Origin of the sequence: Paracoccus sp. C2R09 (genome assembly GCF_018860625.1) — a bacterium.
Lineage (GTDB): Bacteria > Pseudomonadota > Alphaproteobacteria > Rhodobacterales > Rhodobacteraceae > Paracoccus.
In genome coordinates, this window is record NZ_JAHKQB010000019.1 from 84,302 (window position 1) to 101,234 (window position 16,933).

Below are 16,933 nucleotides of genomic sequence, written 5' to 3' on the forward strand. Positions count from 1 at the left end.
GCCCCCCCAACGAAAGACGCCGCCCCGAGGGGCGGCGTTTCCGTGTCGCGTGGTGCGCAGGTTCAGAAGCCCAGACCGGCGTACTTGTTCTTGAACTTCGACACGCGGCCGCCGGTATCCATGAGGCGCGAGTTGCCGCCGTTCCATGCCGGGTGCGTGGTAGGATCGATGTCCAGCGTCATGGATTCGCCTTCGGCGCCCCAGGTCGAACGGGTCTGATAGACGGTCCCGTCCGTCATCTTGACGTCGATCATGTGGTAATCGGGATGGATGTCTTTTTTCATCGGGCGACCTCTCAGGCGTTGGCTTTGGGCTTGTAGTTGGTCTTTTCAGCGATACGGGCCGACTTGCCGCGACGATCGCGCAGATAGTACAGCTTCGCGCGACGGACCTTGCCGCGGCGGACGACTTCGATCGAATCGATGTTGGTCGAATACAGCGGGAACACGCGTTCCACGCCTTCGCCGAAGCTGATCTTGCGCACGGTGAAGCTGGCGCTGATGCCGCTGCCGCCCTTGCGCGAGATGCAGACGCCTTCATAGGCCTGCACACGCGTACGGGTGCCTTCGGTCACCTTGTAGCCGACGCGCACGGTGTCGCCGGCCTTGAAATCGGGGATCGACTTGCCGAGCTCGGAAATCTGCTCGGCTTCGAGTTGGGCGATCAGGTTCATCGCTATGGTTCCTTGTCATGCTCGCGGTGTTTCCGCGATTGGTCTGATGCGCCCGAGAGCTGTCGGTCCTTTGCCGGGTCCATACCGTCCTGGTATGCCCGCCACAGGTCGGGGCGGCGTTCCTTGGTCAGCCTTTCGGCCTCACTTGCCCGCCAAGCATGAATGGCCGCGTGATTTCCCGACAGCAGCGTGTCGGGGATCTCGCGACCGTCCCATTGGGCGGGTTTCGTGTACTGGGGGGCCTCGAGAAGTCCCCGATTGCCGACGGAAAAGGATTCCTCGGCCAGCGATTCCTGATTCCCCAGCACGCGCGGTATAAGGCGGACCGTCGTGTCGATCAAGACCTGAGCGGCGATCTCTCCTCCGGTGAGGACGTAATCGCCGATGCTGATCTCCTCGACCCCATGGGCGTCCAGAACCCGCTGGTCCACGCCCTCGAAGCGGCCGCAGATCAGCGTGACGCCGGGGCCCTGCGCCAGGTCGCGCGCGCGCGCCTGGGTCAGCGGCTTGCCGCGCGGCGACATGTAGATCACGGGCAGGGGGCTGTTGCCCGCCGCATGGCGCAGCGCCGCATCCATCACGTCGGCGCGGATCACCATGCCCGCACCACCGCCCGCAGGCGTGTCGTCCACGTTGCGGTGCCGGCCCACGCCGAAATCGCGCAGCGGCACGGTTTCCATGTTCCACAGGCCCTGTGACAGGGCCTTGCCGGTCAGCGACAGGCCCAGGATGCCCGGGAACGCCTCGGGGAACAGGGTGACGATCCGCGCGGTCCATGCGCCCAGGACCTGAGGCTCGGCCATCAGTTCACGGGGGCGCAGGCTGGGACGGATCGTCAGGCGGCCATGCGATTTGGGCGGCTGGCTCATTCGGCGTCTTCCGCGGCATCCTCGCCCGGCGGGTCCGCGATGATGCGGCCGGCGGTCAGATCCACGGTCGGCACGACGGCCCGGGTGAAGGGCAGCAGGATCTGACCCGCGGGGCCCGTCACCTCGAGGATGTCGCCCGCGCCGTGATCGTAGATCGCACGGACGCGGCCAAGCGCCACGCCGCCGGTATCGAAGACCTGAAGCCCGATCAGGTCGGCATGGTAGAATTCGTCATCGGGAAGCGAAGGCAGCGCCTCGCGCGGGGCCCAGAGGGTCGTGCCCTTCAGCGCCTCGGCCTCCTCGCGGGTGGCAATACCCGTCACGCGGGCCCCGAGGCCCCCGGTCACCGGGCGTGTCAGGCTGATCTGGAAGCTGCGCTGACCGTCCTCGGTCGTCAGCAGGCCATAGGCCGCGATATCCGCAGGTTCGGTGCAGAAGCTTTTCAGGCGAACCTCGCCCTGGACGCCGAAGGCTCCGGCAATGGCTCCGACGCAGATCTTGTCCGTCATTGCTGATGGCCCTTGCGGTTGTCGGGAAGAAAATGGCCCGGCGGGGTGCGCCGGGCCATCCTGCATCACTCGGCGTCGGCCGAAGCTGCGTTCGCCTTTTCAGCACGCTCTTCGGCGCGCTTGGTCGCCTTCGCGCCCGGAACGGCCTTCTTCAGGTTCTGGCGCGTGGCCTTCTCGCGCACGCCGGCAGCTTCCAGGAAGCGCGAGATGCGGTCGGTCGGCTGGGCGCCCTGGGCGATCCAGTGCTGGACGCGCTCGATGTCCATCTTCACGCGCTCTTCGCTGTCTTTCGGCAGCAGCGGGTTGTAGGTGCCCAGCTTTTCCAGGAAGCGGCCGTCGCGCGGCATGCGCGTGTCGGCTGCGACGATTGCGTAATGGGGGCGCTTCTTGGAACCACCACGGGCGAGACGGATTTTAACGGCCATTTGAGTTTCTCCTTTGAATGGCAGATGTCGCGGCGCGGCGGCGCCTTACGACTGATAGCTTTCGTGATGCCGGATGACTTCGGCGATCACGAAGTTCAGGAATTTGCGCGCGAATTCCGGGTCGAGATCGGCCTCGCGCGCGAGGCGTTCCAGCCGTTCGATCTGGGTCGCCTCGCGGGCGGGATCGGAGGGCGGAAGATCGTGTTCGGCCTTGAGACGGCCGACCGATTGCGTGTGCTTGAACCTTTCGGCAAGCGTGTAGACGAGGATCGCGTCCAGCCGGTCGATGCTGGCGCGATGTTCCTTCAGCAGCTCGGCTGCGCGGAGGGCGGGATCGGTCATGCGGCACCTTTCGCGGAACCCGCCGGGTGGCGGAAGACAAGGCAGGGGTGATCCGAAGCGGGCGCGGCGGCCGCATCGTCGCGGGTCGCGCCCAGCCTTTCGGCCAGTGCGATGGACCGCGTGTTGCGCGTGTCGACATAGCTGACGGCCGTATCCCAGCCAAGCGTGCCGAAGGCGTGATCGCGCGCGGCAACGGCCGCCTCGCGGGCAAAGCCGCGACCCTCGGCGGCCGCGGACCAGATCGTCCAGCCGATCTCTCGTTCGGGCTTGCCTGCGGGGAACCACGGGCCCGCCATGCCGATGGGCGTGTCGTCACCCTTCGCCGTGATGGCGAACATCCCCCAGCCGCGCATCACCCAATGGCCGATGACATGCCCGAAGGCGCGCCAGACCTTGCCCTCGTCGAAATCGCCGTCGCGGACGAACCGGGCGCGGTCGGTGGACATGAAGTCCCGCCAATGCGGCCAGTCGCCCGCCGCCGGTGCACGCAGCACCAGCCGGTCGGTCTCGATCCGGGGGGTGGGGGACAACTGGATCATTTCTTGCCGAACATCCCGCCCAGGCCGCCGGGCAGACCGGCCTTGCCCAGCTGACCGCCCAGACCCTTGGGGTCCTGCAGCATCTTCTGGGCCTCGGCCATCTTTTCGGGGTCCATGTTGGCCATGTCGGGCAGACCGCCGCCCTTGCCTGTCATCGCGCGCATGGCCTGCTTCAGCATGCCGCCCTTGCCCATCTTGCCAAGCTTCTTCATCGTGTCGCCCATCTGCTTCTGCATCTTCAGCAGACGGTTCAGTTCCGACACCTCGAGGCCCGCGCCCGCGGCGATCCGCTTCTTGCGGCTGGCCTGCAGCATGTCGGGATTGGCGCGTTCCTTCTTGGTCATCGAGTTGATGAGCGCGATCTGCCGGCGCACGACGGTATCATCGTAACCTGCGGCCTCGGCCTGCTTGGCCATCTTCTGCATGCCGGGCATCATGCCCATGATCGACTGCATGCCGCCCATCTTCTGCATCTGTTCCAGCTGGCCCTTGAGGTCGTTCATGTTGAACAGACCCTTCTGGAAGCGCTTCATCATGCGCTCGGCCTGCTCGACCTCGAGGACTTCCTGCGCCTTCTCGACCAGGGCGACGATATCGCCCATGCCAAGGATCCGGCCCGCGACACGCTGCGCGTCGAAGGCTTCCAGCGCGTCCATCTTCTCGCCCAGGCCGACAAAGCGGATCGGCTTGCCGGTGACCTGGCGCATCGACAGGGCGGCACCGCCGCGCCCGTCGCCATCCATCCGCGTCAGCACCACGCCCGAGATCCCGACCTTGCCGTCGAATTCGGTCGCGACGTTCACCGCGTCCTGACCCGTCAGGCCGTCGACGACCAGGATCGTCTCGCGCGGGTCGGCGATGTCGCGGACCTGCTGGACCTCGGACATCAGCGTCTCGTCGATATGCAGGCGGCCGGCGGTATCCAACAGCACGACGTCGTAACCCCCGAGCGATGCCTGCTGCTTGGCGCGCTTGGCGATCTGGGGCGCGGTCTGGCCCGGCACGATGGGCAGGCAATCGACGCCGATCTGCTGGCCCAGGATGGCCAGCTGCTCCATCGCCGCCGGACGATTCGTGTCGAGCGATGCCATCAGGACGCGCTTCTTCTCGCGGTCCTTCAGGCGCAGGGCCAGCTTGGCGGTGGTCGTGGTCTTGCCCGAACCCTGCAGGCCGACCATCAGGATGGCGGCGGGCGGATTGTCGATGCGCAGCGCCTCGGGGGCGTCCTCGCCCTGAAGGACCTTGATCAGTTCGTCATGGACGATCTTGACGACCTGCTGGCCCGGGGTGATCGATTTCGTGACCGCCGCGCCGGTGGCCTTCTGGGTGACGGCCTTGACGAAGCTGCGCGCCACCGGCAACGAGACGTCGGCCTCGAGCAGGGCGATGCGGACTTCGCGCATGGCGGCGGTGACGTCGTCCTCGGACAGGGCGCCTTGCTTGGTCAGCCGGTCGAAGACGCCGCCAAGACGGTCGGAAAGGTTCTCGAACATGGCCGGGCCTCCTGATGGCTCCAATACGGTTATGCCCCCGTGGGCGCGACGCGCTGACGGGGGGCGATCCCCGCGCCATGCGGGGACCGGAAGGGTGGCCTTCCGGGAATCCCGGTTTGATTAGGGGATTCCCGTGGCCGAGTCAATCACCGTGGTCGGCGGCGCGGGCGGCGCCCCGCCGTGGGCGGCAGGGGATCGCGATCATGCCGCAGCCGATGGGCCGACAGGTGGCCGAAGATGCGGATGACAGATGCCACGCTGACGAAGAAACCACCGGATCGCGCGAAGCGGTCCGGTGGTCGTGTCGGAAGCGCAGGCCCGGTTCAGGCGGCGATGTTTTCCAGCGCGGCCTGTGCGCGCGCCAGTCCCGCGTCGCGGTCCATCGCAAGGCCGTCGGCCGGCACGAAGGTGACGTCGGTGATGCCGAGGAAGCCCAGCATGTGGCGGACATAGCCCGAGGCGTGATCCAGATCCGACCCGAAGGGGGTGCCCGCCGCGGCATAGGCGATGATCGCGCGCTTGCCTGTCAGCAGACCCTCGGGGCCTTCGGCGGTATAGCGGAAGCTGACGCCCGCGCGGGCGATCTGGTCCAGCCAGTTCTTCAGCTGTGCAGGCAGCGTGAAGTTGTAGACCGGCAGCCCGATCACCAGCGTATCGGCGTCTTGCACCTCGGCCAGCAACTGGTCCGAGACGCGGATGTGACGTTCTTGCTCCGGGGTCGGGTTCTCGGTGCCGACGCGGATGGCGGCGAACCATTCGGTGTCGATGGGCGTCACGCCCTTGTTCAGGTCGCGATAGGTGACCTTGGCCGAGGGGTTCGCGGCGGTCAGGCGTGCCGTGATCTCGGCGGTCAGCTGGCGGGTGACCGACGCATCGCCGGTGATCGCGCTGTCGATATGCAGGATGTTCATCGGATGACCTCGTTTCATATTGGGTTGGGATTCACTTAGTCCTATGCACCAGCGAACAAAACGCCGATAATCGCGCAGTATCTGTGCGGAGATGCACATGCCTGTCGAAACCTGGGACGATATCCGCGTGGCGCTGGCCGTGGCGCGTCATGGCACCGTCAGCGGGGCCGCGGGGGCGCTTGGCGTCCATCATGCGACGGTCATCCGCCGCATCGACGCGCTCGAGGCTGCGCTGCGCACCCGCCTGTTCCAGCGCCATGCGCGCGGTTATGCCCTGACCGAGACGGGCCGCGCGATGCTGGCCGCGGGTGCCGCCGCCGAGGAACGCTTTGCCCAGATGGCGGCCCAGATCGAAGGCGCGGGCGACCGGGTCGAGGGGCAGCTGACCGTCACCTCGCTTCCGGGGCTGGCCGATCTGGTCATGCCCCGCCTGATCGGGCTGATGCGGCGGCATCCGGGACTGCGCGTGAACTATGCCCCCGACCTGCGGCTGCTGCGGCTGGACGCCGGAGAGGCGCATGTCGCGATCCGCGCGGGCGCCAGGCCGACCGAGCCGGATTACGTCGTGCGGGCCATGGGATCGGGTGGGCATGCCCTGTTCGCCACGGCGGATTACATGCGCATCCACGGCCCGATCGACGATCTGGACCGCCACCGCTTCGCGCTGCCTGCGATCACCGGCGCGCTGGCACCCAGCACGCGCTGGCTGCTGGAACGCCTGCGCCCCGAGAACATCCTGCTGACCGCCCCCGAGGATGACGCCCGCGAAAGCGTCATCCGCGCCGGGCTGGCGGTGGGCATCCTGCCGCCGGGGCGGGGGGCGGGGCTGGAAGCGGTGATGCAGCTGCCCGAATGGGACGCGGATCTGTGGCTGGTGACCCATGTGGACCTGCACCGCACGCCCAAGGTGCAGGCCGCACTCCGCGCGCTGAGGGAACCGGACTGACGCCGCCGCTTCGTGCAGGGACGCCACATCTTGTGGGTGAACGCCATGCAACGGCTTTCCTTCGGATCACACGCTCGTTACGTTCGCGGCAGGGACAGGAAAACGGGGCGGCAAGTGGCGCATATCATCGTCGTCGGAAACGAGAAGGGCGGCTCGGGGAAATCGACGACCACGATGCATGTGGCGACCGCGCTGGCGCGGCTGGGGCACAGGGTCGGCGGGCTGGACCTGGACGTGCGCCAGCGCAGTTTCGGGCGATATATCGAGAACCGCACCGCCTTCTGCACGAAGGAGGGGCTGGACCTGCCCACCCCCTTCGTGGGCCAGCTGGGTGAAGGGACCGATCCGCTGACCCCCGCGCTGGAGATGCTGGAGCGCGACTGCGACTTCATCCTGCTGGATTGTCCCGGATCGCATACCAAGCTGAGCCAGATGGCCCATACGTTGGCCGATACGCTGGTGACGCCGCTGAACGACAGCTTCGTCGATTTCGACCTGCTGGCACGGCTGTCCCCCGAACAGGAGATCCTCGGGCCGTCGATCTATGCCGAGATGGTGTGGAACGCGCGGCAGATGCGGTCACAGGCGGGGGCGGGGCCGATCGACTGGCTGGTGCTGCGCAACCGGCTGGGCACCCAGCAGATGCACAACAAGCGCCGCGTGGGCGGGGCGCTGGAGAAGCTGTCGCGCCGCATCGGGTTCCGCGTGGCGCCGGGCTTCTCGGAACGGGTGATCTTCCGCGAGCTGTTCCCGCGCGGCCTGACATTGCTGGACATGAAGGATGTGGGCGTCGAAAGCCTCAGCATGTCCCATATCGCCGCAAGGCAGGAACTGCGCGACCTGATCGGCGAATTGCGGCTTCCGGGCGTGACCGTCACCTTCTGACGCAGGAACCCGGCAGACCTGCCGGACATTGGATGGGGCAGAAGGACCCACCCAATGGAGGCATTTCATGGCCAAGATCCTCATCATCGCATCCGACGGATTCGAGCAGTCCGAACTTTTCGTCCCGCTGGAGAAGCTGAAGGCCTCGGGGCATGACGTCCACCTGGCCGCACCCGAAAAGGGCGACATCCGCGGCTGGGACAAGACCGATTGGGGCAAGTCGGTCGCGGCCGACCTGACCATCGCCGACGCATCCGAGGGCGATTACGACGCGCTCGTCTTGCCGGGCGGGCAGATCAATCCCGACGTTCTGCGCCTGAACGATGACGCCGTCGCGCTGATCCGCAAGTTCGGCAATGCGGGCAAGCCGGTCGCTGCGATCTGCCACGCGCCTTGGCTGCTGATCGAGGCCGGACTTGCGAAGGGCCGCAAGCTCACGAGCTTCCCCTCGATCCGCACCGACATTGCCAATGCCGGGGCCGAGGTGCTGGATGAAAGCGTGGTGGTCGACGGCAACATCATCACCAGCCGCAATCCCGACGATCTGGACGATTTCGTGGGCGCCATCGAGAAGGCCGTCGCCTGACACGAACAGAAAAGGGGGCCATGACGGCCCCCTTTTCGTTTTCTTCCGTCCGGTCCGGATCAGGCGAGCATGCCGACCGGGTTTTCCAGATGAGAGACGATCCGCTCCATCAGCTGGGCACCCAGGGCGCCGTCGATCACGCGGTGATCGACCGACAGGGTCATCGACATCACGTTGCGGATGACGACCTGATCGCCCTCGACCACGGGGGTCTTGATGCCCGCGCCGACTGCAAGGATCGCACCATGCGGCGGGTTGATGACGGCGTCGAAATTCTCGATCCCGAACATGCCCAGATTGCTGATCGCGAAGCTCCCGCCCTGGTATTCGTGGGGCGCAAGCTTCTTCGATTTGGCGCGACCTGCCAGGTCCTTCATCTCGGCCGACAGCTTGGACAGCGTCTTCATGTCGGCGTCCTTCAGGACAGGCGTGAACAGCCCGCCCTCGATTGCGACGGCGACCGCCACGTCGGACGGCTTCAGCTTGAGGATGCGGTCGCCCGCCCAGACGGCATTGGCGTCCGGCACCTCCTGCAGGGCCAGCGCGCAGGCCTTGATGATGAAGTCGTTGACCGACAGCTTCACGCCGCGACCTTCCAGCTGCTTGTTCAGCGTGGCGCGGAACTCCATCAGCGCATCCAGCTTGGCCGAGCGGCGCAGGTAGAAATGCGGGATGGTCTGCTTGGCCTCGCCCAGGCGCTGCGCGATGGTGCGACGCATGCCGTCCAGCTGGACCTCGGTCGTTTCGCGATCGGCATACATCTTGATGATCGCATCGGCCGAAGGGGCCTTGGGCGGCTGGGCCGCTGCCGATTTCGGCGCTTCGGCGGGTGCCGGGACGGGTGCTGCGTCGGCGGCCGACTTGGCACCGGGCTGAGCCGCCTCGACATCGGCCTTCACGATCCGACCGCGCGGACCCGAGCCCTGGACCTGCGACAGGTCCAGACCCTTGTCGGCCGCGATGCGGCGCGCCAGGGGCGATGCGAAGATGCGCTGACCGTCGCCGGATTTCGGCGCGGGCGCACCGCCTGCCGACTTGGTGGGCGAGATGTCGGCATCGGCCTGGCCCTGCACTTCGCGCGGGGCCTCGGCGGGGGCGTCGTCGGTCTTGCCCTCGGCAGGCTTGGCGTCGGACTTGGGCGCGGCCTCGATGTCGTCCGCGCTCTCTCCGTCCTCCAGCAGGACGGCGATGGCGGTGTTGACCGCCACGCCCGAGGTTCCTTCCGCGATCAGGATCTTGCCGATCTTGCCCTCGTCGACGGCCTCGAACTCCATCGTGGCCTTGTCGGTCTCGATCTCGGCGATGATGTCGCCCGATTTGACCTCGTCGCCCTCTTTCACCAGCCATTTGGCCAGCGTGCCTTCCTCCATCGTGGGGGACAGCGCGGGCATCAGGATTTCCGTTGGCATCGCACTGCCTCCCTTACTTGTAGGTGACTTTCCGCACGGCCTCGACCACCTCGTCGACGGTGATCAGCGCGTGGCGTTCCAGGTTCGCGGCATAGGGCATGGGGACGTCCTTGCCGGTGCAGTTGATCACCGGGGCGTCCAGCCAGTCGAAGGCGTTCTCCATCACATAGGCCGAGATGTGGTTCCCGATCGATCCGACGGGGAAGCCTTCCTCGACGGTGATCAGGCGGTTCGTCTTCTTCACCGATTCGATGATGCTGGCGTAATCCAGCGGGCGCAGCGTGCGAAGGTCGATGACCTCGGCGTCGATGCCCTGCTCGGCCAGCTTCTCGGCCGCGTCAAGCGAATGCGCCACGCCGATGCCGAAGCTGACGATGGTCACGTCCGCACCCTTGCGGGCGATGCGGGCCTTGCCGAAGGGGATGGTGAAGTCCTCGAGATCCGGCACCTCGAAGCTGCGACCGTAGAGGATCTCGTTCTCGAGGAAGATGACCGGGTTCGCATCGCGGATCGCCTGCTTCAGCAGGCCCTTCGCATCGGCCGCGCTGTAGGGCATGACGACCTTGAGGCCCGGAATGGCCGAATACCAGGCCGCATAGTCCTGGCTGTGCTGCGCACCCACGCGGGCGGCGGCGCCGTTCGGACCGCGGAACACGATCGGGCAACCCATCTGGCCGCCGGACATGTAGAGCGTCTTGGCCGCCGAGTTGATGATGTGGTCGATCGCCTGCATCGAGAAGTTGAAGGTCATGAACTCGACGATGGGACGCAGGCCCGCAAAGGCCGCGCCGGTCGCGATGCCGGTAAAGCCGATCTCCGAGATCGGCGTGTCCACGACGCGGCGTTCGGTGAACTCGTCCATCAGGCCCTGGCTGATCTTGTAGGCGCCCTGGTATTCGCCGACTTCCTCGCCCATCAGCAGGACGTTCTCGTCGCGGCGCATCTCCTCGGCCATGGCTTCGCGCAGGGCTTCCCGCACGGTCATGGTCTTCATGGGCGTGCCTTCGGGCCAGTCGGGGCTGCGATCGGGCTCGGGCGTCTCGACGGCCTCGACCGCGGATGCGGCGGGCTTGGCCTCGGACTTCTCGGCGGGGGCTTCGGTCTTGGCCTCGGGTTCGGCGGGGGCCTCGATGTCGTCGGCGGATTCGCCTTCCTCGATCAGCACGGCGATGGCGGTGTTCACCGCGACGCCCTGCGTGCCTTCCTGCACGAGGATCTTGCCGAGGATGCCCTCGTCGACGGCCTCGAATTCCATCGTGGCCTTGTCGGTCTCGATCTCGGCGATGATGTCACCGGATTTGACCTCGTCGCCCTCTTTCTTCAGCCATTTGGCCAGCGTGCCTTCCTCCATCGTCGGAGACAGGGCGGGCATCAGGATTTCGGTTGCCATGAATGATCCCCCTCAGGCGTTCTCGGTCGCGCTGCCCTGCGGCAGTTCGTCGGCATAGATGTCGGTCCAGAGTTCCTCCAGGGCGGGCTCGGGGCTCTCCTTGGCGAATTCGGCCGATTCGTTGACGATGTCCTTGATCTCCTTGTCGAGGGCCTTCAGCTCGTCTTCCGACGCGTGCTTGCCCTGCAGCAGGATCTCGCGGATGTTCTCGATCGGGTCGCGCTCGTCGCGCATCTTCTGGACCTCTTCGCGGGTCCGGTACTTGGCCGGGTCCGACATCGAGTGCCCGCGATAGCGATAGGTCATCACCTCGAGGATGTAGGGGCCCTTGCCGGCGCGGCAATGCTCGACCGCCTTCTCGCCCGCGGCCTTGACCGCCAGCACGTCCATGCCGTCGACCTGCTCGCCCGAGATGCCGAAGGCCTCGCCGCGACCGAAGAGGCTGGTCGAACGGGTCGAGCGCTTGACCGAGGTGCCCATCGCGTACTGGTTGTTCTCGATCACAAAGACCACCGGCAGATCCCACTGGGCCGCCATGTTGTAGGTCTCGTAGACCTGGCCCTGGTTCGCCGCGCCGTCACCGAAATAGGTGAAGGTGACGTTGTCGTTGCCCAGGTACTTGTCGGCGAAGGCAAGGCCCGCGCCAAGCGGCACCTGCGCCGCGACGATTCCGTGACCGCCGTAGAAATGCTTCTCGCGGCTGAACATGTGCATGCTGCCGCCCTTGCCCTTGGAATACCCGCCCTCGCGGCCGGTCAGCTCGGCCATGACGCCGTTCGCCTCCATGCCGCAGGCCAGCATGTGGCCGTGGTCGCGATAGGAGGTGATGCGCTTGTCACCTTCCTTGGCGCAGGCCTCGAGGCCCACGACGACGGCTTCCTGGCCGATATAGAGGTGGCAGAAACCACCGATCAGACCCATGCCGTAAAGCTGGCCGGCCTTCTCTTCGAAGCGCCGGATCAGCAGCATGTCACGATAATACTGGAGCAGCTCGTCCTTGGAGACGTTTGCAGGCGTCTCGCCTTCGGAGCTTGGTTTCCTGGCCATGCCGGTATCCTCCTGGCTCTGCGGTCGGAATAGTTCAGCGTTAAACCATCCCTATCCCAAAGCGTAGTGTGCTGCAATCTGCCTTGAGGAGCAGGGCAGATTCCGGCGCATCGCAGGGGATTCAGCGGATCATGATCTCGTCGGCGCGGATCAGGCCCAGCACGTCGCGGGCGCGTTCGTCCAGCAGGTCGAGGTCCAGGTATTCGTCCGACAGGCGGTGCGTCAGGTTCTGCATCTGGGCCACCTCGTCGCGCAGGGCATTGCGCTGTTCGACCAGCTCGGCCGTCTCGGCCTCGATCTGGATGCGGCGAAGGATGCCCGACGGCCCCTGAACGGCGGCATATGCGAAATACAGCGCCAGCGCGCAGAAGAGGACGATGAACACGGTCGCGCCGATCGAAAGGCGTTGCGGCATGGTGGCTTCCCTTATGTCGCGGTCATCATGCCACAAGCGCCGCCCGGTGGGGAATCCCCGTCAGGCGCGTTCGGCAAAGATGGTTTCCAGGCTGCGCGCCTCGTCGGCAAGACCCCAGGGCGCGTTCAGGATCCACATCCCGGAACCGACCATGGCGTGGCCGGGCCGGGCGGGGGGGAATCGCACCTCGGACGACAGCGCATCCGGATGATCGGCCATCAGGGCGCGCGTCATCGGCAGATGCCGTTCGTCGGTCAGGATCGGATACCAAAGCGCGATGACGCCCACGTTCCACTTTCGCACGATCTTGGCGATGTGGCGGGGGATGTCGGCGTAATCCGTCTTCACCTCGAAGCTGGGATCGATCAGCAGCATGCCCCGGCGGGGATTGGGCGGGCAGACCGCCTGCGCCATCTCGAATCCGTCGCGCTGGTGCAGGGTCGCGAATCCGCTGATTTGCCACAGGGCATCATGTTCGGCCGGATGCAGTTCCGCCAGGTACGCGCGATCGTCGGGACGCAGGAAATGCGCCGCGATCAACGGCGATCCCGGATAGCTGTCCGGCCCGCGCGTGGCGCGGATCGCGTGCAGCGCCCGCATCAGCGGATGATCGGCGGGCAGCCAGCCCTCGGCCAAGGCGCGCTCGATCCCGGCGGCGGCCTCGCCCGTCTTGCGGGCCTCGGCCCCGTCAAGGCGATAGAGCCCGCGCCCGGCATGGGTTTCCAGGTAGGACAGCGGCTTGTCCTTGCGCGTGAGGTATTCCATCGCCGATGCAAGCAGCGCGTGCTTGTGCAGATCGGCAAGGTTTCCGGCGTGATAGGCGTGCTGGTAACTGAGCATGCCCAGCCCATAGCGCCATTGCGGGCCCTGGGGAAGGCTTACTCGGCGCGTTTGACCTCGGACCGGCTTTTCAGCACGCGGTCGCCGTCATCCTGTTCGATCATGTAGGCGGGATCGTCCCTGGACGCATCGCGCGTGACCTTCGATCCCTTGATCGTCCGTTCGACCTTGTCGTGAAAGATTTCCGTGATCTTGCCGGCCCCCTTGCCGTTGCCCCAGTCCCATTCGACCTTCGTGCCCTTGCGCAGCATGACGCATCCCCTGTCCGTGACATGTCGGGATCAATGTGGATGCGGGTTTTCGGTTCCGGAAATGAGAAAGCGGCGACACCCAGGGAGGAGGAGGGGTGTCGCCGCCGAACGCTGGCCCAGGGAGGAGGAGGGGCCGCGTAGTGTTGCGGTGCTGGCCAGGGAGGAGGAGGGCCACACCGCTTGCGCAAGGTCCGGGAGGGAGGAGGAGAGGACCCAGCGCAATTCGGTTGCCGCGAATGGGGCGGCTATCTAGGCGCGGCGACACCCAGGGAGGAGGAGAGGGTGCCGCCGCTGAACGCTGGCCCAGGGAGGAGGAGGGGCCGCGTATGGGGTGCGGTTCGGCCCAGGGAGGAGGAGAGGGCTTCACCGCGTAGCGCGGGTCCGGGAGGGAGGAGGAGAGGACCCGGCGCATAAGGTTGCCGCGAATGGGGCGGCTATGAGGTCGCGGCGGTCCCGAGGGAGGAGGAGTGGGACCGCCGCTGCTGGCGCGAAACCCCTAAGGGAGGAGGGGGGTTCCGTCGCGTCTTATAGGCGGCATCTCCGAGGGAGGAGGAGTGGAGATGCCGCCGATCCCGACCCAGGGAGGAGGAGAGGGTCGGTAGAGGAATTCTTATTTCTTGCCCCAGGCGGCTTCGTGGGCCAGACGGGTGATCATCGAGCGGTTGATGCCCAGATCGGCAAGGTCGCGGTTGGTCAGCGCGTTCAGTTCGCGGACCGTCTGCTTGTAAACGGCACGGCGGGCGCGGTTTTCCTGCATGCGCAGGATCGCGTTCTGCAGGCGGCCGGTCAGGCCGGTTGCGGCGACGGCGTTTTGCGTTTGAGCGATAGCAGCCATGTTCGTTTCCTTTCGGTTCATCCTTCGCACCGTCCCCGGATTGGTCCGGCGCTGCGTTGAGATGAAGATGGCGCTAACCGCATCGATTCACAACGCACGCTTTGGGAATGCTGCCATGCAGCAAATGCATGACTGAAGCTGACCTATCGTTAGCTTGTGTGATGAAATGCTGTCACAAAATTGATACGACACATTCGTTAACGGTAACGGAATCGCCCCGAAAACCCAATGTTCCAAGGCGGTTGCGGAGGGTCTTCGGACAGCCTGACGCAGCCCATTGAGATGCCCCGCGCGATGCGTCATGCTGCGCGCGTTCTTACGAAAGGCTGCCGCTCATGTCCGTCACGCGCGAAACGATATTGGCCACGATCGCGGATATTCCGCTTCCGCAGGGTGGAAAACTGCAAGAGGCGGACCTGATCCGTGCCCTTGTCGTCGAGGATCGCGCGGTGCGATTCGTCATCGAGGTGGCCGATGCGGATGCCGCCAAGGCGATGTCGGGCGTCGAGGCCGAGGCCAAGCGCCGGATCGAGGCGCTGGACGGCGTGGACAGCGTCAGCATCGTCACCACCGCCCCGGCCAAGGCGCCGCCGCAACTGAAGGTCGGCGGCCACGCCACGCCCCAGCAGGGTCCGCAGCCGATTCCCGGTGTGCGCCACATCGTGGCCATCGGTTCGGGCAAGGGCGGCGTCGGCAAATCGACCGTCACCGCGAACCTTGCAGTCGCGCTTGCCAGGGCCGGCAAGAAGGTCGGCCTGCTGGATGCCGACATATATGGCCCCTCGCAGCCGCGCATGATGGGCGTGTCGGGCAAGCCCCACAGCCCCGACGGCAAGCGGATCGAGCCGATGTATGCGCATGGCGTCACGGTCATGTCGCTTGGGCTGATGCTGCGCGAGGGCGAGGCCGTCGTCTGGCGCGGTCCCATGCTGATGGGCGCGATGCAACAGATGCTGCAGCAGGTGAACTGGGGAGAGCTGGACGTCCTGCTGATCGACCTGCCGCCCGGCACGGGCGACGTGCAGCTGAGCCTCTGCCAGAAGGCGCCGGTCACGGGGGCGGTCATCGTGTCGACCCCGCAGGACGTTGCGCTTCTGGATGCGCGCCGCGCGATCGACATGTTCAACAAGCTCAAGACCCCCGTCCTGGGCATGATCGAGAACATGACGAGCTATGTCTGCCCCAATTGCGGCCACGAGGCGCATCTGTTCGGGCATGGCGGCGTCGTGCAGGAGGCCGAGATGCTGAAGCTGCCGCTTCTGGGTCAGCTGCCGCTGGAGATCGAGACCCGGCTGGCAGGGGATTCGGGCAAGCCCGTCGCCACGACCGACAGCCCGGCAGCATCCGCCTATGCCGACCTGGCCGCGCGCCTGATCGCGCAGGGCGTGATCTGACCCTCTGATCCGATCGCCTGCCCGGGCAGCACGTCTGGGCGGCCGGCGGGAATTCACGGAACCCTCGGGAAAAGACGGGAGAGGCCGGGCGGCCCCTCTCGTCTTCGTGATTCTGCGTGATCGGCATCGGCTGCTGCATTCGGACGCTCAAATGCGCTGCATATTGCATTGGCAGCCCTGTTGCAGGGATGCGCCAGTCGCAGGCGCGTGGCTGGACGGCGTTCCTTCCCATATTTCGTGACCACCCTGCGCTTCGCCACCATAAGTTGTGACGCCCGGCGGTCTTCACGCGTCTGCAGAAAAACTTTCCACTGTAAGGTTGGCTGCGAAACCCCGCCGAGTAGGGAAAAATTCCGTTGCTTCCCGTAAAATCCCATGGCACAACGAACTCACGAAAACGGGCAGTGACTAAGGGGCGACCAAGACCCCGACGAAGATCGAAGCAGGCTTCATACAGGCATCCGTTTTCCAACATCGACCGGCCCGCACGTGCGAGCAGCACCTCCCCCAGGTGGCGCGTGACAGGGACGGCGGCCAACCCCGAAAAGGGGCCCGGGTGACGGGAACGAGGGCGGCGGATCGGGCAGTGGCAGCGGCTCGATCCGCCCTTTCTCGTTTCAGGGCAGGGCCCATGGGCAGGACAGTGAGGGCGGACGCAAGGTGGCGCGGAAGTTCAGAGGCACCGAAACCGTCAAGGTCGATGGCAAGGGTCGCATGTCGATCCCGGCCCGGCTGCGTCGTGTCTTCGATGCGGGCGATCCGTCCTTTGCCGCATCCAATGCCGGGCGCACCCAGCTGGTGGCCGTCTACGGTCCCGATTGGTGGAACTGGCTGGAACTCTATACCATCGACGCCATCGAAGAGATCGACGAACAGATCGATGCCCTGCCGCGCGGCAGCCAGGAACGACGCTGGCTGGAGCTGCTGATGAACGGGCAATCCACCGATCTGGACATCGACAAGGAAGGCCGCATGGTCCTGCCGCTGAAGCTGCGCGAAAAGCTGGGCTTCGGCGACGGGGCTGAAACGGTCTTCGAATCACGTGGCGACTACATCCAGGTCTATCTGCCCGAATCCCGTCCCAAGGATGTCGAGGCGCTGGAGCAGTTCGCCGAAAGTCACGGACCGGAATTCGACCCGCGCGTCTTCCTCAGCCGCAATAAAGAGGGCTGAC

The 16,933-nt window shown here is 65.9% G+C and carries 21 protein-coding genes; 5 read left to right on the plus strand and 16 right to left on the minus strand.

From position 1 onward, the window contains the following. Positions 1–62: 62 nt before the first annotated feature. From rpmE to KO490_RS07845, 9 genes are all read right to left on the minus strand, one after another. Complete coding sequence (gene rpmE / locus KO490_RS07805; protein ID WP_216018847.1) at positions 63–284, minus strand: 50S ribosomal protein L31; 222 nt, start codon at positions 282–284, stop codon at positions 63–65. A gap of 11 nt (positions 285–295) precedes the next feature. Beyond that, a complete protein-coding gene (gene rplS, locus KO490_RS07810) occupies positions 296–673 on the minus strand; it encodes a 50S ribosomal protein L19 (RefSeq protein ID WP_216018848.1) in 378 nt (125 codons plus the stop codon). 2 nt (positions 674–675) lie between these two features. Beyond that, positions 676–1,542, minus strand: a complete 867-nt coding sequence (gene trmD / locus KO490_RS07815; RefSeq protein WP_216018849.1) for a tRNA (guanosine(37)-N1)-methyltransferase TrmD — start codon at positions 1,540–1,542, stop codon at positions 676–678. Continuing rightward, on the minus strand, positions 1,539–2,051 hold the full coding sequence (gene rimM / locus KO490_RS07820; protein WP_216018850.1) for a ribosome maturation factor RimM: 513 nt from the start codon (positions 2,049–2,051) through the stop codon (positions 1,539–1,541). The genes trmD and rimM overlap by 4 nt, the downstream gene beginning before the upstream one ends. A gap of 65 nt (positions 2,052–2,116) precedes the next feature. Continuing rightward, a complete protein-coding gene (gene rpsP / locus KO490_RS07825) occupies positions 2,117–2,476 on the minus strand; it encodes a 30S ribosomal protein S16 (protein ID WP_216018851.1) in 360 nt (119 codons plus the stop codon). A 45-nt stretch (positions 2,477–2,521) separates the two neighbouring features. Further along, on the minus strand, positions 2,522–2,818 hold the full coding sequence (locus KO490_RS07830; protein ID WP_216018852.1) for a chorismate mutase: 297 nt from the start codon (positions 2,816–2,818) through the stop codon (positions 2,522–2,524). Continuing rightward, positions 2,815–3,357, minus strand: coding sequence for a GNAT family N-acetyltransferase (locus KO490_RS07835; protein WP_216018853.1), 543 nt, complete (start codon positions 3,355–3,357; stop codon positions 2,815–2,817). Before KO490_RS07835 ends, KO490_RS07830 begins: the two co-directional genes overlap by 4 nt. Next, positions 3,354–4,850: a signal recognition particle protein gene (ffh, locus tag KO490_RS07840; RefSeq protein ID WP_216018854.1), complete on the minus strand. Its 1,497-nt coding sequence runs from the start codon at positions 4,848–4,850 to the stop codon at positions 3,354–3,356. The genes KO490_RS07835 and ffh overlap by 4 nt, the downstream gene beginning before the upstream one ends. Positions 4,851–5,173: 323 nt before the next feature. Beyond that, positions 5,174–5,761, minus strand: a complete 588-nt coding sequence (locus KO490_RS07845) for an FMN-dependent NADH-azoreductase (protein ID WP_216018855.1) — start codon at positions 5,759–5,761, stop codon at positions 5,174–5,176. Positions 5,762–5,858: 97 nt separating this feature from the next. Here KO490_RS07845 and KO490_RS07850 point away from each other — a divergent pair, with 97 nt between their 5' ends. The 3 genes from KO490_RS07850 (at position 5,859) to KO490_RS07860 (ending at position 8,178) form a co-directional block, all read left to right on the plus strand. After that, entirely contained in the window at positions 5,859–6,707 is an 849-nt protein-coding gene (locus tag KO490_RS07850; RefSeq protein WP_216018856.1) for a LysR family transcriptional regulator, read from the plus strand. A gap of 114 nt (positions 6,708–6,821) precedes the next feature. Then, entirely contained in the window at positions 6,822–7,592 is a 771-nt protein-coding gene (locus KO490_RS07855) for a division plane positioning ATPase MipZ (protein WP_216018857.1), read from the plus strand. A gap of 67 nt (positions 7,593–7,659) precedes the next feature. Continuing rightward, on the plus strand, positions 7,660–8,178 hold the full coding sequence (locus KO490_RS07860) for a type 1 glutamine amidotransferase domain-containing protein (protein WP_216018858.1): 519 nt from the start codon (positions 7,660–7,662) through the stop codon (positions 8,176–8,178). Between the two features lie 59 nt (positions 8,179–8,237). On the opposite strand, the gene KO490_RS07865 is transcribed toward KO490_RS07860, so the two are convergent. The 7 genes from KO490_RS07865 to KO490_RS07895 form a co-directional block, all read right to left on the minus strand. Further along, entirely contained in the window at positions 8,238–9,587 is a 1,350-nt protein-coding gene (locus KO490_RS07865; RefSeq protein WP_216018859.1) for a pyruvate dehydrogenase complex dihydrolipoamide acetyltransferase, read from the minus strand. A 13-nt stretch (positions 9,588–9,600) separates the two neighbouring features. Continuing rightward, positions 9,601–10,977 (minus strand): pyruvate dehydrogenase complex E1 component subunit beta, encoded by a 1,377-nt coding sequence (locus KO490_RS07870; protein ID WP_216018860.1) that lies wholly within the window; start codon positions 10,975–10,977, stop codon positions 9,601–9,603. Positions 10,978–10,989: 12 nt separating this feature from the next. After that, positions 10,990–12,024 (minus strand): pyruvate dehydrogenase (acetyl-transferring) E1 component subunit alpha, encoded by a 1,035-nt coding sequence (gene pdhA, locus KO490_RS07875; RefSeq protein ID WP_216018861.1) that lies wholly within the window; start codon positions 12,022–12,024, stop codon positions 10,990–10,992. A 121-nt stretch (positions 12,025–12,145) separates the two neighbouring features. Further along, entirely contained in the window at positions 12,146–12,439 is a 294-nt protein-coding gene (locus tag KO490_RS07880) for a septum formation initiator family protein (RefSeq protein WP_216018862.1), read from the minus strand. A 60-nt stretch (positions 12,440–12,499) separates the two neighbouring features. Further along, on the minus strand, positions 12,500–13,279 hold the full coding sequence (locus tag KO490_RS07885) for a 23S rRNA (adenine(2030)-N(6))-methyltransferase RlmJ (protein ID WP_216018863.1): 780 nt from the start codon (positions 13,277–13,279) through the stop codon (positions 12,500–12,502). A gap of 38 nt (positions 13,280–13,317) precedes the next feature. Beyond that, the gene (locus KO490_RS07890) at positions 13,318–13,530 is read right to left on the minus strand and encodes a DUF2945 domain-containing protein (protein ID WP_216018864.1); all 213 of its coding nucleotides are present in this window, start codon (positions 13,528–13,530) and stop codon (positions 13,318–13,320) included. 610 nt (positions 13,531–14,140) lie between these two features. Next, positions 14,141–14,365, minus strand: a complete 225-nt coding sequence (locus KO490_RS07895; RefSeq protein ID WP_252727069.1) for a DUF1127 domain-containing protein — start codon at positions 14,363–14,365, stop codon at positions 14,141–14,143. Between the two features lie 335 nt (positions 14,366–14,700). On the opposite strand from KO490_RS07895, the gene KO490_RS07900 reads away from it, so the two are divergent. Together KO490_RS07900 and KO490_RS07905 are read left to right on the plus strand one after the other, a co-directional pair. Then, a complete protein-coding gene (locus tag KO490_RS07900; protein ID WP_216018865.1) occupies positions 14,701–15,759 on the plus strand; it encodes an Mrp/NBP35 family ATP-binding protein in 1,059 nt (352 codons plus the stop codon). A gap of 660 nt (positions 15,760–16,419) precedes the next feature. Then, entirely contained in the window at positions 16,420–16,932 is a 513-nt protein-coding gene (locus KO490_RS07905; RefSeq protein ID WP_216018866.1) for a division/cell wall cluster transcriptional repressor MraZ, read from the plus strand. Position 16,933 lies beyond the last annotated feature (1 nt).